The 15,099-nt window shown below is 62.2% G+C and carries 11 protein-coding genes; 2 read left to right on the plus strand and 9 right to left on the minus strand.

Going from position 1 to position 15,099, the window contains the following annotated elements; all coding sequences use genetic code 11:
* The 6 genes from BV106_RS06780 to BV106_RS06805 form a co-directional block, all read right to left on the minus strand.
* Positions 1-2,267 (minus strand): tetratricopeptide repeat protein (locus BV106_RS06780; protein WP_038162423.1); only part of this gene is annotated, 2,267 nt, incomplete at its 3' end.
* Between the two features lie 101 nt (positions 2,268-2,368).
* On the minus strand, positions 2,369-4,030 hold the full coding sequence (gene recN, locus BV106_RS06785) for a DNA repair protein RecN (protein ID WP_038162426.1): 1,662 nt from the start codon (positions 4,028-4,030) through the stop codon (positions 2,369-2,371).
* Between the two features lie 428 nt (positions 4,031-4,458).
* Positions 4,459-5,754, minus strand: coding sequence for a glutamate-1-semialdehyde 2,1-aminomutase (gene hemL, locus BV106_RS06790; RefSeq protein WP_038162428.1), 1,296 nt, complete (start codon positions 5,752-5,754; stop codon positions 4,459-4,461).
* A gap of 902 nt (positions 5,755-6,656) precedes the next feature.
* Positions 6,657-7,016 carry a metallopeptidase family protein gene (locus BV106_RS06795; protein WP_038162430.1) on the minus strand — a complete coding sequence of 120 codons (360 nt, stop codon included), beginning with the start codon at positions 7,014-7,016 and terminating at the stop codon, positions 6,657-6,659.
* A 23-nt stretch (positions 7,017-7,039) separates the two neighbouring features.
* On the minus strand, positions 7,040-7,927 hold the full coding sequence (locus BV106_RS06800) for a polyprenyl synthetase family protein (protein ID WP_038162433.1): 888 nt from the start codon (positions 7,925-7,927) through the stop codon (positions 7,040-7,042).
* Between the two features lie 98 nt (positions 7,928-8,025).
* Positions 8,026-8,553: a gamma carbonic anhydrase family protein gene (locus BV106_RS06805; protein WP_038162435.1), complete on the minus strand. Its 528-nt coding sequence runs from the start codon at positions 8,551-8,553 to the stop codon at positions 8,026-8,028.
* A gap of 130 nt (positions 8,554-8,683) precedes the next feature.
* Between BV106_RS06805 and BV106_RS06810 the strand changes: the two genes are divergently transcribed.
* Positions 8,684-8,959, plus strand: coding sequence for an HU family DNA-binding protein (locus BV106_RS06810; RefSeq protein ID WP_009965621.1), 276 nt, complete (start codon positions 8,684-8,686; stop codon positions 8,957-8,959).
* Positions 8,960-9,076: 117 nt separating this feature from the next.
* On the opposite strand, the gene BV106_RS35170 is transcribed toward BV106_RS06810, so the two are convergent.
* Together BV106_RS35170 and BV106_RS06820 are read right to left on the minus strand one after the other, a co-directional pair.
* Positions 9,077-10,294 carry a chorismate-binding protein gene (locus BV106_RS35170; RefSeq protein ID WP_265595403.1) on the minus strand — a complete coding sequence of 406 codons (1,218 nt, stop codon included), beginning with the start codon at positions 10,292-10,294 and terminating at the stop codon, positions 9,077-9,079.
* A gap of 183 nt (positions 10,295-10,477) precedes the next feature.
* The gene (locus BV106_RS06820; RefSeq protein WP_038162437.1) at positions 10,478-11,506 is read right to left on the minus strand and encodes an aspartate-semialdehyde dehydrogenase; all 1,029 of its coding nucleotides are present in this window, start codon (positions 11,504-11,506) and stop codon (positions 10,478-10,480) included.
* Positions 11,507-11,556: 50 nt separating this feature from the next.
* On the opposite strand from BV106_RS06820, the gene BV106_RS06825 reads away from it, so the two are divergent.
* On the plus strand, positions 11,557-12,021 hold the full coding sequence (locus BV106_RS06825; RefSeq protein WP_038162438.1) for a L,D-transpeptidase: 465 nt from the start codon (positions 11,557-11,559) through the stop codon (positions 12,019-12,021).
* On the opposite strand, the gene BV106_RS06830 is transcribed toward BV106_RS06825, so the two are convergent.
* Positions 12,006-14,795, minus strand: coding sequence for an autotransporter-associated beta strand repeat-containing protein (locus tag BV106_RS06830; protein ID WP_265595404.1), 2,790 nt, complete (start codon positions 14,793-14,795; stop codon positions 12,006-12,008). The genes BV106_RS06825 and BV106_RS06830 overlap by 16 nt on opposite strands.
* Positions 14,796-15,099 lie beyond the last annotated feature (304 nt).

Below are 15,099 nucleotides of genomic sequence, written 5' to 3' on the forward strand. Positions count from 1 at the left end.
TTGTCCGGATCCATGTCCGCCAGGAGGCGGAGCTGCCGCAGGGCCAGGAGGATGTTCTGGTCCGCTCGGGCCAGTTCGAGGAGCAACTTCTCCGTCTCCACTGGCGCGGGGTGCCAGCGGCCCTGGGCGTCGAAATGCAGTCTCGCGAGGACGGCGTAGGCTATGTCGTACTGGTCGGCCCGGAGGCACCACCAGGCGATGCGGTGGAGCAGTTCCGGCCGGACCTCACCTTCGGCTTTGGGCAGCAGTCCGGCGAGGGGGCTCACCCAGTCCCGGGCCCACTGCACAGGCAGGAGGGTCACGCCCTGAAGGGCTGTCTCACGCATGGCCCCCAAGCGCAGCACCAGCCCGGCGGCATATTCCGCCACCGGCTCGGGGATGCCCTTCTTCGGCTGGATCGGCGGGGCCTCGGCGCCGAACCCTTCACCCGTGAAGATGGAGGGCATCTTGAACTCGCCGGTGGGCTCGGCCGCGGAGGAAGTTTCCTGAACCTGCTCTCCGGAGAGGATGGAAAGCATCATTTCATCCACGTCCGTCCGCTTGTCGGTGGAGTCGCTCAGCAGCCACGCCTTTTCCAGAAGCGGGAGGGCCGCGGCGTGGTCACCTTTCTGGGAAAGCACATCAGCCAGCTGGACGAGCGCCCCCCGGTCGCCGCCTTTTTTCACGGCGCTGCGGGCCGCTTCTTCGGCCGCATCGGATTGTTGCGAAGTGATGAGGAAGGCCGCCACGTCTTGAAGACGGCGCTGCGTCTCCTCGTTGCGGATGCCGGTGGCCGCCGCGTATTCGTTGAGCACCTTGCGGGCATCTTCCAGCCGCTGGCGTTTCACCAAATAGGAGGCCAGCTCAAAGACCACCTCTGCCTTGTCCGGATCCCGGGCCATCCGCGTGCGCAGAATGCGCTCGACGATCTCATCCAGCGCCTTCTCCCGGGCAAAGGCCAGGACCTGCTGTTCCACCTCCAGGGTGCCGCCCTGTGAGTCCAGCACCTGTCGCAACCGGGCCACGGCCATCTCCGGCTCGCCTGCGCGGAGGTGGGCCAGGCAGCGCAACTGAACCAGCGCGGGAAGATCGGTTCCGTCGTTTTTCAGACGCGCATCCACCAGTTGTCCCGCTTCCTGCCACTGATCATGATCCAGCAGCGCGCTCACGAGCTGCCAGCGGTAGTCGGTGGCATCCGGGAAGGCGGAAACGAGTTCCCTCAGCCAGTGGAGGTGCTCGTCGGAATCCACCGTCAGATCGGAAAAGCGGGCCATGTCCGCCAGGGCCTTTTCCTGGGCGGGACGGACTTCGGCCTCTTTCGCCAGGGTCGCCTTCAGTTGGTCCAGATGACCAAAGCGTTCGTGAAGCCGGACGAGGCGCACAAAGAACTGGCTGTAGCGCCAGTCCTTGAAGTGAAGCACGGCCAGTCCTTTGCGCAGGGCTTCTGCCGCAGGCTCGAAGTGGTCGGCCTGTTCTTCGATACGTGCCAGATCCTGGAGGGCGTCCAGGCGCTTCTCGGGATCGGTGGTCTGGGCCAGTTGCTGGTAGAGCGCCAGCGCCCGGTCCAGGAATCCGGTGCCCAGCAGTCGTTGCGCCACCTCCCGCACCAGGGTGGTGTTCTCGGGCTGGAGTTTGGTCGCCTGTTCCCAGACTTTGGCCGCCTCCTCGGGTTTGTTCAGGGCCAGAGCCAGGCGCCCTTGTTCGAGGAACAAGGGGATGCGTTGGACGTCGTTCTCCGGGAAGAGGGCGGTGAGGCGCTGGATCAGGTCCAGGGCGATCTGGGAGTCGCCGGCCTCGGTCGCCAGATCTGCCCGGGCACGGAGCACGAGCGGGTTCTTGGGCTCCTTCTTGAGCACCTCATCGTACAGTGCGGCGGCCTCGGCATTGTGGCCTGCCTTGCGCAGCAGGTGGGCGTGGACCAGCGTGATGTGAGGGTGAGGCTGGGCCTTGGCCTGGGTGGCGATGTTTTCCAGCAGGAATCCGGTGGAGTCGTGCTTGCGATAGAGATCCCACAGGAGGTCCAGCACCCGGCCGTACTCCGGCTGTTCCACCAGGAGATTCAGGTATTCGCTCGCCAGGCGGGCGTCTTTCTCAGACCAGGGCGCGGCGGCAGCGGCAGGGGTGTCTGCCGCTGGAGACAAGGAAAGGCCTGCTGCGCAGGTGAGGGCGGCGATCCATCCTCCCGCAGTGGCCATTCTCCCCCGGCCCAGAGCGTTGATTTCGGTGCCGCCTGGGGTCGATCCATCGCGCGAACGGGCATTCCGGTTTCCGAGGGGCGCGGCAAACATGGTCATGAATTAGATGATACGGCCCGGATCCGGGGTGTGCACCACCGGATTCAGGCACCTAGCTTGGCCAGTACAACACGGGCTGGCGTTCAAAGCAGCAATTACTTTGCCGCTCCGGCCAGCAAACTCTCGGCATGGATGCGGGCGCTCTCGGCCTTGCCGCCCAGCATGCGGGCCAGCTCCTCAACACGGGCGGGGCCAGCCACCTCACGCAGCGTGGAGCGGGTGCGGTGTTCGTCGAACTCCTTGGTCACCACAAAATGGCTCTGCGCCAGGGAGGCGAGCTGGGGCATGTGGGTGATCGCGATGACCTGATGCTGCCCGGACAGGGCAGCCATCTTGCGGCCCACGGCCTCGGCGATGTTGCCGCCCACATTGGCGTCAATTTCATCAAACACCATGAGGGGGATGGAGTCCTCCCGGGCCAGGGCGCTCTTCACCGCCAGCAGCACCCGGGACATCTCCCCGCTGGAGGCGGTGAGGCGCAGAGGCTTGAGCGGTTCACCCGGATTGGGCGCAAAGAGGAAATCCACCTCTTCCAATCCGTCGCGGGCAGGCTCGGGGCGGAGCGTCAGGGAGACTTCGAACACGGCCCGCTTGAATCCAAGATCTGCCAGATGGGAGGCGATATCCTTGGCCAGGCGCGGAGCTGCCAGCTTGCGCTGGGCAGAGAGGTCATGCCCCAGCTTGTCCACCTGCTTGCGGGAGGCCTTCACGGCCTGATCGAGTTTATCGAGAGCTTCTCCGCGATTTTCCATGCGGCCCAGTTTCTCCTCCGCCTCTTCCTTGAACTTCAGGATCGCGGCGATGGAGCTCCCGTACTTGCGCTTGAGGAGCTGGATGATGTGGATGCGTTCCTCAAGTCGCTCAAGTTCCTCGGGCTGGATTTCGATCTCCTCCGCATATTCGCGGACGCTGCCTTCCAGATCCTGCAGCTCAATGTACGCGGACTGGAAGCCCTGGAAGGACTCTGCCAGCTTAGGGTCCAGCTTCTCCAGATCGTGGAGAAGACGGGAGACATCGCGCATGCCCGCCAGCACGCCTCCTTCACCCTCGCCCAGACGCTCTTCCACCTGTCCGCAGAGTTCCACCAAGCGGGAACCGTTCGCGGCGATGCGGTGGCGGGATTCGATCTGCTCCTCTTCGCCTTCGCGCAGGCCTGCAGCGTCGATGTCGTTGATCTGGAAGCGGAGCATGTCCATCTCCTGCTCGGAGGCGCGTTCACTGGTGGCGAGCTCTTCGTACTCGCCCACGGCCTTCCGCCAGATCTGGTGCGCGGCACGATACGCCTCGCTGGCGTCATCGAGCCCGGCATAGCCGTCCAGCATCTCGAGCTGGCGTTCCCGTGAATTGAGGGACTGGTGATCGTGAGGGCCATGCAGGTCCACCAGGTAAGCTCCCAGCTCCTTGAGCATGGCAGAGGTGACGGGTGAGCCATTCACGAACTGCTTGTTCGTGCTGGCGCCGATGACGCGGCGGATGATGAGGGATTCGCCGTCCAGGGGATCGAATCCTGATCCCGTGAGGATGCTGTCCACAGTGTCGGTCTTCTTCAGATCAAAGACCGCCTCCACGCTACAGGACTCTGTGCCGGTGCGGATGAGGCCTTTGTCGGCGCGCTCACCCAGGATCAGCTTGAGCGCGCCCACGATGATGGACTTGCCCGCTCCCGTTTCGCCGGTGACGCCCACGAGACCTGGACCAAGCTCCCACGCGAGGTCTTCTACGAGGGCGAGATTTTGGATCTTGAGGAGGGAGAGCATCGGGTGGGGGGAGGAAGACACTGCGATTATGCGAGCGCCCTTCTTTTTTGCAAACGGCTGCGGGGTGCGTTTGTTGAAAACTGCGGGGGCGTGTGCTCTGACGCCAAGGGCGTCATACATGATAGCCCAGGGTAAGGCGAGGCACGAGCCGCCACCCTGGGTACATGGGCAGGTGAACCAGAACTCCAAAGTGAGTTCTACAAACCGTGATCGCATCCCTGAGGTGTCCACAGCATGCAGGAGGGGCGTCTCCGGGTGATCTGGACGGTCTGTAGAACTCCCTTGGAGTTCCAATGCTCTCGCATCGATACCCGGGGTGGCGACCGCTTCGCGGTCTGACCCCGGGCTCTTATGTATCACGCCGTTGGCGTGGGGCTTCAGCCGCGAGACACTTGCAATTGCGGCAAAGAATTCGCACCACCTCCCACTCAATCCAATGACAGCAACGCTTTCTGTACCACCTCAGCGGTGAGAGCCAGATCATCCGGGCCGTGGGCCAGGCTGATGAAGCCGGTCTCGAACTGGGAAGGCGCGAAGTACACGCCGTGGTCCAGACAGTAGTGGAAGAACTTCCGGAATGATGCCAGGTCGCTGGTCTTGGCGTCGGTGAGATTGAGCACGGGCTTCTCCGTGAAGAAGAGGCAGAACATGCTGCCGGTGCGGTACCACTGGTAGTTGCGCCCCGTCTTCTTCAGAACATCGAGCACGGCGGTCTCCATGATCTGGCCAAGGTCTTCGAGACGTTCCCAACCTTTCTGCTTCTCCATCTCCCGCAACTGGGCAAGACCGGCGGCCATGGCCAGAGGGTTGCCAGACAAGGTGCCGGCCTGATACACCGGACCATCAGGAGCGAGGTAATCCATGATCTCCGCACGGCCGCCAAAAGCACCGACAGGAAGGCCGCCACCGATCACCTTGCCCAGGGCGGTGAGATCAGGCTTGAGCCCTTCTTTTTCCTGAACCCCGCCGCGCGCGACACGGAAACCGGTCATCACTTCATCCAGGATCAACAGCGCTCCGTGCTTCTCCGTGACCTCGCGCATCTTCTGCAGGAAGCCCGGTTGAGGGAGAATGAGTCCGGCGTTGGCAGGGTAGCTCTCCACGATGAGGGCGGCGATCTCATGACCGTACTTGTCAAAGCACTCCTCCAGGGCGGCGACGTCGTTGTAGGGCAGCACGGTGGTCAGTTCCGCGAAGCTCTTGGGCACACCAGCGCTGTCCGGGTTGCCGTGGGTGAGGGCACCGCTGCCAGCAGCGACCAGCAGGGAATCCACATGGCCATGGTAGCAACCGTCAAACTTCACGATCCGGTCGCGCTTCGTGTAGCCACGGGCGAGGCGAACGCAGGACATGGTGGCTTCAGTGCCGCTGTTGGTCATGCGAACCTTCTCGACACTGGGCACCCAATCCACGATGAGCTTGGCCATTTCGACCTCATGGGCGTTTGGGATGCCGAAGCTGACCCCGTCCTTGGCGGCGTTGTGCACCGCCTCGATGACGCACTGCGGGGCGTGGCCGAGGATGGCCGGGCCCCAGGTGCCCACGTAGTCGATCCGGTCCTTGCCGTCCACGTCCCAGATCCGGCAGCCCTTGGCCCGCTGCGCGAAGAAAGGCTCGCCGCCCACGTTGCGGAAGGCGCGCACCGGGGAGTTGACCCCGCCGGGGATGTATTGCTTCGCCATGGCAAACAACTTGGAGGAAAGCGAAGATGGAGAGTCGGACATGGGAGAATGAGTAGCGCGGGACGGCCCGGAGTCGAGCGGGAAGAGGGGACTCTCCATGGATCCGAACCTGGAGAGTTCACCATGGAAACGTGAAGCCGGATTTTCTACCGCGGAGCGGCAGGTCATCATCGCTGGCTGACGCCGTATGCAGGAACTTCCCGCTCAGGGCCTACCGCTCCGCGGTAGAATTTCGCTGGTTTGCATTCCATGGGTTGCGCTCGCTCCGCTCGTTTCACCCATGGCTACTCACGGTGAACCCTCCGGGTTCGGGATTGTGTGGAAGAGGGGCACCTGTTGAAACACGCCGGATGCTCTTCAGGTCGCAATCTGGAAGACTGCCAGCACGCAGGGGCCATGACATGCATCTGGAGCGGAACGGTCGGCTGAGTTCGAGGACATTTCGCCGGTGGCGAAATCGGCGCTTCACGCCGCACTCTGCAGTCTCGCATGCGCATCACGTTGGTGAATGTCGCCGTGGTTGCACGCGAGTGCTCTGACGCCAAGGGCGTCATACAAAGTAGCCCAGGGTCAGGCGAGGTGCGAGCCGCCACCCTGGGTACATGGGCAGATGGGCCAGAACTCCGAAGTGAGTTCTACAAACCGAGGCTGCATCCCTGAGGTGTTTGCCGCATGCGGGAGGGACGTCTCCGGGTGATCTGGGCGGTCTGTAGAACTCCCTTGGAGTTCCATTGCTATCCCGTCGATACCCGGGGTGGCGACTGCTTCGCGGTCTGACCCCGGGCTGTTATGTATCACGCCGTTGGCGTGGGGTTTCCGCTATCAAAACACGGGATCAGCCTTCGGCCAGGTTCTATATCTTGTTAACCTGACGCGCATGCGCATGCTGAACGAGGTGTTGAGGATGGCTGGGGCTTCGGGCGTTCAATTCGCCTGCCTGACTCCTACCCCAGCCCCAAGGCCTCGACCTCCTCCTCGCCCCAGCCGAGGTAGTGGCCGAGTTCGTGTAAATAAGTGATGCGAACCTCATCGCGGTAGGTGCGCTCGTCCTCTTCGGCATAGAGCCAGAGGTTGTCCAGGAAGAGTCGCACGCGGGGCATCTCGGACGGGCCGGAGGGTTCAGGGTCTAACCGGCTGAATCCTTCGAAGAGCCCGAGCAGGTCGGCCAGGGTTTCATCCGGCTCGTCTGCGGCGTCTTCGTAGGAGATGAAACACTCGAGTGCGGCGTCGCGGACGGTTTCAGGAAGCTGTGCGAGGACCCGCTCAACTTCCGTCTGGGCCAGTCGCAACAGCTTGGGGTGCATGACGAGTGCGGCGGCTGGTGCGGCTAGTAGTCGCGCTTGAGGAGATAATCTGCGAGCTGGTGAAGCCAGTGACCGTTGGGACCAAAGACCTCCAGCGCCTGACGCGCTTTCTCGGTGAGCCGGTGGGCTTCGTCGCGTGAGGCTTCCAGGCCCATGAGGGCAGGGTAGGTGGACTTCTCCGAGGCCACGTCTTTGCCCGCGCTTTTGCCCAGCTTTTCTGTGGTCTGCGTAACATCCAGAATGTCATCGATGATCTGGAAGGCCAGCCCAGTGGCCATGCCGAAGTCATGCAGCGCCTGCACTTGCTCCAGTTGGGCATCCGCACTCATGCCGCCCAGCTTCACGCTGGAAGTCAGCAATGCGGCGGTCTTGCTTTCATGGATGTAACGCAAGTCCTCCAGCGGCAGCTTTCTGGTTTCACCCTCAAGGTCTGCTACCTGTCCGCCCACGAGATGCAGGCTGCCGGCGGTGCGGGCCAGTTCCAAAACCATGGCCTCAGGAGAGTGGCGGTGGGTCACGGGGGTTTGCGCCACCAGTTCAAACGAGAGTGCCTGCAGCGCATCGCCAGCCAGCAGGGCCATCGCTTCGCCATAGACCTTGTGGCAGGTAGGCACACCGCGACGCATGTCATCATCATCCATGCAGGGCAGGTCATCATGAATGAGCGAGTAGGTGTGCAGGCACTCGACAGCGCACGCCGCGTACAAGGCGTTCTCCAATGATCCGCCACAGGCTTCCGCCGCGGCAAGACAGAGGATGGGGCGGAGCCGTTTTCCGCCCGCAAACAGGCTGTGCCGCATGGCCTTGTGAATGGTCACCGGCCGGGTCTCTGCTGCAGGCACGAAACGATCCAGCGCCGCATCCACAAAGGCGACACGTTGAGTGAGGTAAGACTTGAGATCGGCAGACATGGCGGGAGGAAGGGCACGATGCCTTCACGGCATCAGCGTCTTTCCTTGGAACATTCCGGCAGGAATCTCAAGCAGCAGTTCGATGCAGATGCGTCTCGTCAGGCGTTTTGCTGGTGGCCAAGCTCCCGGTAACGACGCGAGATCTCCACATATTTCGCGGCAAGCCGGGCATTTCCTGCCTGCTCCTCCAGGCTCAGGGTCCGCACCACCCTTGCTGGTGAGCCGACGACGAGCGAGCCCTCAGGCACCACCGTGTGCTTGGTGACCAGGGCACCCGCCGCGATGATGCAGCGTGGAGCGATGACGGCACCATCCATGACAATTGCCCCCATGCCGACCAGCGTCTCATCACCGATGGTGCAGGCATGAATGATGGCCCGGTGCCCGACGCTGACCGCCTCGCCCACCCGTGCTTCAAAGTCATCTGCGACATGCACAATTGTGCCGTCCTGAATGTTGGAGCGGGGGCCAATATAAATGTGATTGATATCACCTCTCAAAACACAATTGTACCAGATGCTGGCTTCGGCGGAGACGGTCACTCCACCTACCACGACAGCCCCTGCGGCGATGAACGCAGTGACGTCAATTCGGGGCGATTCTTGCGGCAGTAAAAAGCGTTTCATGCCTGAAAAAATAAGGGCTGGAGACGAAATGGGGTTGACGCTTTCCGTGAATTTATCCATAAACAAACGCGAAGCCTCGCACTTATCCAGCAGAGGGAACTTCCAGCAACCCAAACATATCCCGCAGACCATGAATAAAGCTGAACTTATTGAAGCCGTGCAAAAGAATCTCGGCGGAGACACTTCCAAACGCGCCGCTTCGGACGCCGTGGAAGCCGTGCTCGCTTCGATTTCCAAAGGCGTGGCGAAGACCGGTACGGTCCAGCTTATCGGCTTCGGTACCTTCAAGGTGGCCAAGCGCGCCGCCCGCACCGGCCGCAACCCGAAGACGGGTGAAGCCATGAAGATCAAAGCCTCCAAAACGGTTCGCTTCGTCCCCTCCTCCGCCCTCAAAGGCGCGCTCTAAGCGAATCGCTGAAGTTGTCTTTTCTGAGACGCATTCAGTCACTCTCTCAAGCAAAGTCCGCGGTTGTTGCAGCCGCGGGCTTTTTTTGTTTCAAGGGATGACGTTTGATACTGAGAGTCAGCGGCTGGCCAGCAGCAGACCGGCTGCTTTGTGTCGCGTCTCCTCCCACTCCCGCAGCGGATCCGAGTCCGCAACGATGCCGGCCCCGGTGTTGAACACGGCCTGCGGACCTTCACGCCAGGCGGTGCGTATGGCAATGTTGAAGTGGCTTTCACCATTGAAGCCGAAGCAGCCGATGGCACCGGTGTAAAGTCCGCGTGGATGCGGCTCAAGTTCGTGAATGATCTCCAGGGCGCGCTTCTTTGGCGCACCGCTGATGGAGCCTCCGGGGAAGCAGGCCAGAAACGCAGCGAGATGATCCACATCAGCTCGCAAGGTGCCTTCCACAGTGGAGACGAGATGATGCACCTGCGCGTGGCGCTCGTGCTTCAACAGCTCGGTCACACGCACGCTGCCGAACTCGCATACTTGTCCCAGATCGTTGCGTTCCAGGTCCGTGATCATCACGAGCTCTGCGCGTTCTTTGGGCGAGTTCAGCAACTCGCCGGCGAGGAACTGGTCTTCGATCGCTTCGCTGGCGCGCGGTCGCGTCCCCTTGATGGGACGCGTCACAATGTGATTGCCGCTGATCTTGAGAAAGCACTCCGGTGATGCACTGAAGACCTGGGTGCCAGCAAGGTTCAGGTAAGCACTGTAGGGGGCGGGTGAGGCCTTGCGCAGACGCTCGTAAAAACGCCATGGATCCAATCCCTCTGGCCAGGTGGCCGACCAGGGATAGGAGAGGTTCACCTGGTAGATATCACCTGCCGTGATGTACTCTTGGGCGCGACGAACGCGGCTGCAGAAGTCCTCCTGAGTCATGCAGGGCGTGAACTCGGGGAGGAGAGCGTCCACCGGTATGGGAGCAGGGGCTCTGAGCAGACCGGGCCTGCCATCACTCGATCCGTCTCCGGTCTTGAGCCAGGACTGGGTTCCGTGTTGATACACGTGGCATCGGGCAAAGCGGCCCAGCGTGTATTGCCCGTCAAACCCGATCCATCCATAGAGGCCACCAGCCGGAGCGCCGAGATCCACCACATGGCGGGGACGGTGCTGCTGCATGATCTCGCGAAGCTTGGGGGCATCTTCGAAGAGATTGCCGGTCAGCACTTCTTCCGGGGCCTCGGCGACGATGGAGAAGGAACTGTTGGTGGCGATGGCGCTGTCGAGAAACACCAGATCGCCTGCAGCCTGCTTCGCACGCGCGAGTTCCAGCGGCGAAGGCGGCTGGAGCAAAGAGGGGTGCGGGGCATGTCCAACGGATGTCACAGCCTTGTCAAAGTGCACTGGAAGTGCCGGGACATCAAGCAGGACGGCGGGAGGCGGGACGATTGAACGACGCGTTCGGACAAACAGCCAAATAAAAACCCCGCAGGACCAGAAGGCCGCTGCGGGGTGGAAGTTCTGTGATGAGGGCCGTTAGAGGCACTCCGCGATCTGCACCGCATTGAGAGCCGCTCCTTTGAGGAGCTGGTCACCGGCGATCCAGAAGGCGAGACCGTTGTCGAGGGCGCAGTCGAGACGGAGGCGGCCCACCGCGCAGTTGTCCTTGCCTGCCACATCGAGAGCCAGCGGATACTGCTTGAGGGTGGGGTCATCCACGAGATCGAGGCCGGGGGCTTTGGCGAGCACAGCGCGGGCTTCCGCAACGGTGACCGGCTTCTCAAACTCCGCGCTCACGGCCACGCTGTGGGCCCGGAAGACGGGCACACGCACGCAGGTGACGCTGGCGCGGAAGCTGGGGTGGTGCATGATTTTGCGCCCCTCGTTCTCCATTTTCATCTCCTCCTTGGTGTAGCCAGAGTCGAGGAAGCTGTCCACGTGAGGCAGGGCGTTGAAGGCGATCTGGTGGGGATAGACCTTCACCTTGTCCGCAGCGAGGCGCACGTCGTCCCACTTGCGGTCGGCAGAGGCCCAGTCGCGCACCTGCGCCTCCAGTTCCTCAATGGCCTGGGCACCGGTGCCGGAGACGGCCTGGTAGCTGCTGGCGAATACGCGCTTCACTCCGAAGGCCTGATGCAGCGGGTACAGCGCCATCAGGGTGATGGCGGTCGTACAGTTCGGGTTGGCGGCGATGCCTTTGGGGAGGTTCTTGAGATCCGCGGCATTGATTTCCGGCACCACGAGCGGCACCTCGTCATCCATGCGGAAGGCGGAGGAGTTGTCCACCACGATAGCGCCCGCCTTGGTAGCGTAAGGAGCGAACTCCTTGCTGATGCCGCCGCCCGCGCTGAAGAGGGCGATGTCCACACCGGCGAAGGCGTCAGGCGTCAGTTCCTTCACTGTCACGTCCTCACCCTTGAATTTCATCGTCTTTCCGGCGCTTCTGGCGCTGGCAAGAAGGGTAAGCTGGCCGACGGGGAAGTTGCGCTGTTCAAGGCAGCGCAACATTTCCACTCCCACCGCTCCGGTGGCGCCGACGACCGCGACATGTTTGGTGTTGCTCATGGTGTTTGCTTTGTAGAAAAGGGCGGGCAGATTACCCCGACGCCCGCAAAATGCAACTTTCGCACCCACGCCTCGAAGTCTCGGTCGCTACGCAAACCCTTTCCTTATGGGACGGTACGCGCCAGGTGAAGATTTGGCCATGCAGCACCTCGAAGTTCGGCATTGGGTTTGAGGAAGGCTCGAACCGCACGCCGCTGGGGGCCTTTCGGGTCGCGGAGAAGCACGGGGCGGACAGCCCGTTGCACACCGTATTCAAGAGTCGGAAGGCCGTGGGCGAATGGACGCCCGGGGAAATGACCGACGCGGACCTCATCCTGGCCCGCATCCTGTGGCTGGAAGGTGCAGAGATGCGCAACGCGAACACGAAGGACCGCTACGTGTACATCCACGGCACCAACCAGGAGGAGCTGATCGGTCAGCGAGGCAGCCACGGCTGCGTGCGCATGCGAAATCTGGACGTGGTGGAGCTCTACGACCTGGTGGCGCTGGGCACGCCCGTTTACATCGGGGAATAAGGTCCCCCTTTGCGCCGCCGCCGCAGGAGAAGGCTGGTGCATCCTGCGAGCAGCAACAGTGCACGGGATGGCTCGGGTGCCACACGGATGATGCCGTCGTCCTTGAAGGTGCTGTAGTCCCAGTAGAGCCCGGAGCCGAGGGTGAACTCAGGGAGGTCCAGTGAGGTTTCCCGGGCCGGGTCGAAGGTGCCCCAGATAGCGGAGCCCGACGCCCAGTCCAGGAGATCGAACCACTGGCCCCAGCCTGCTTCGAATCCATTGACCCACATGACCTCGAACCGGGTGTTGGCTCCCACACTGAGGACGCCAGTGACGGTGATCCGGTCGAACTGGCCTGCTCCAGCGCCGCCCAGGCCGAAGATGGCGCGGGTGGTCGCGCTGGCGTTGGAAGCGAGGGAGAGGTTTCCGTCAAAAGTGAGGTTTCCCGTGAGATCTCCTGCACTGGCAATCGCGCTCAAGGCCTGGGTCGTGGAATCGCCAGCCTTGATGAGGGCGGTGCCGCTCAAGCCAAAATTGCCGAGGAAGGTGCCGGAGCCGGAAAAGACCTGGCTGCTGCTGGTGTAGCCACCGGTCCCGGTGAGCGCGGTCGTTTTGAGGGTGGCACCGCTGTCCACCTGAAGCCACGGACTGTCAGCGATGGAGGCAGAGGCTCCCAGAGAGTAAGTGCCCGCCGAAACGGTGGTTTTCCCAGTGTAGGTGTTCTGCGCCTCCACGACCAGTTCACCCACGCCAGTTTTGTTGATGCCTCCTGCTCCGCTGATGACGTTTTGCAGGGTGAGCACCCTGCCGACGATGTCCATCACGGCCACTCCCGATTGCAGGGTCACGGTTCCGGAGTAGATGCTGTTGGTCGCGCCTCCGCCGGTACCGCCGCGATTGCGCAGGGTGGCGTTGTTTTCAAGCACCAGAGCGTCCTTGTAGTTGTTGTCTCCCGGAACTTGGCCGCCACCGCCGGAGCCGTTCTGGTCCAAGGAAAGGACCGCATTGCTGCGTACGGTAGTCTTGCCGGCCGTGGTGCCCATGCCGGACGCCTTGCGCAGGTAGAACTCGCCGGCAGCGACGTCGATGTCGCCGGTGAAAGCGCTGTTGTCGCCTGAGGTGGAGATGAATCCTGTCGCCACATTGATGGTGAGCGTGCCGGACCCGGTGATGTTGCCATTAAGCCGCCACGCCACCACGGAGCTGTAGAGGGTGCCGCCATTGGCGGTGACGTGAATGCCGCGCTCAATGGGGGAGCCACCGCCGGTGTAGTCAAAGCCGCCGCCGTCCAGAACGAAGTTAGCCGGATCATTGGTGGCGGTGCCCAGTCGCGCTGCGCTGGCGGCACGCAGAATGCCCGCTTTTACCGTGATGGGGCCGCTGAATGTGTTGGCGGTGGAGCCAGAGAGATTGAGCACCCCTGCACCGGTCTTGATCAGTCCCGCCGCGCCTGTGCCCCGATTGGTGATGACGCCCGCGTAGGTGAGGGTGCCGGGCTGCACCTCGATGGTGGCTGCGCCTGTGCCGGTGGCGGCACCGATGGCGATACCGCGGTTGGTGCTTAACACCACTTCCGGGGTGGGTGTAGCAGGAGGTGTCACTCGCAGAGTGGCACCGTCATGGATCACCAGGCTGGCGGGTGTGGCGGTTGTGGGGGCCGTGCCGAGGTTGCCATCGGAGGCGATGCTCAACGTGCCAGCCTCAATCACGGTGGCACCGGTGTAGGTGTTGGCTCCGTGAAGCTGCAAAATGCCCAGCCCTCGTTTGGTGAAGCCGCCATCGATCGCCGCAACGCCGGCATGAATGAGCTTGGCAGCCACGAGGATGTTGCGTCCGTTGGTGTCAATGATGGCCCCGCCTTCCTTCACGTTGTAGGTGATGCCGGACGTGTTAGCGAGGAAGGCAAAGTTGGCATCCGCGGCGTCCCCTGCGGTATCAGTGACCCTGAGCACCCCTCCGTTGAAGTTGAACTCTGTGACTTTACCCACGTCGGGGGTGCCAGAGCGCAACACTCGCCGGACGGTGACGGTGCCACCATCCAGGTTGAAGATGGCAGAGCTGGCTCCGGTGTTCTCAAACACCAGACCGGTGGTGGCGGAGGCATTGCCATTGAGTTGGCCGCCAGTGATAGTCACGACCACGTCGCCTGCGGCACTGGTCCGGTTGCCCAGGATGAAATTGCGGCTGCCGGAGGAGTTAGCACCGGCATTGACGATGCCGCCGCTGATCAGAAGGGTTCCGGATCCCGAGGCACCGTTGCCAGAGGCGGTGGTCCCGACGATGAAGGTTTCTCCCGAACTCAAGATGCCACCGGTCTTGACCTCGACAGTGGTGCCTCCGTTGATGTTGAGGAAACTGGTCCCAGTGGTGCTCAAGGTCGCGCCGCTGTCGATAACCAGCTTGCCACCGCCATCCACGTGGATCTGCCCTGCTCGCTGTACGGTGAGATTCTGGCCGAAGGTAACGGTCGCGGCGGGATCGATGGTGATGTTCCCACCCAAGGTGAGAATGCGAGCACTGGTGTCGCCTTGAAGAAGGTAACCATTGGCCTTGCTCTGGAAGACCAGGGTGTTCGCGCTAATCGCGGAACGCAAGGTCACGGTGCCTCCCAACCCGGCATCCGTGTCAGTGGGTGATCCGAAGATGGCAGCATTCCCGGTCGCCCAGGGTTTCAAGGTGCTGTCGAACCAGAATGATGATGTGGTGTCCCAGTCGGCGGATCCTCCCGTGCCACTGCTGCCGCGCCAATAGAAGTTAGCCGCATTCGCGGGGAGGGTTGTGAGCAGGGAAGCCATTCCCAACAGCAGCATACTCCATCGGCGCGTAGACGAAGTGCAAACGGAACGAGATGGGAGAAGGATGGAGGCTGACATGATGACGGGAGTCGCTTGTGTGAGGCAAGCAGTTCAGAATGAGCGTGCTGGAGCGGTTCCTTCCCGTCGAGGGAGTCAGGCCGGAAGGACGCCGCTTCTCTTGAGGCAAAATCGCGGGGGTTTTGGACACGAATTCTCCCAATCCCTTGCGATTGTTTGGATCACGCTTGCGCCAGATCCCGAAAGCGGTGCTGCGAGCCACTTAGAAAAAAATGAAAGGCGCGTC

Origin of the sequence: Verrucomicrobium sp. BvORR106 (assembly GCF_000739655.1) — a bacterium.
Lineage (GTDB): Bacteria > Verrucomicrobiota > Verrucomicrobiia > Verrucomicrobiales > Verrucomicrobiaceae > Verrucomicrobium.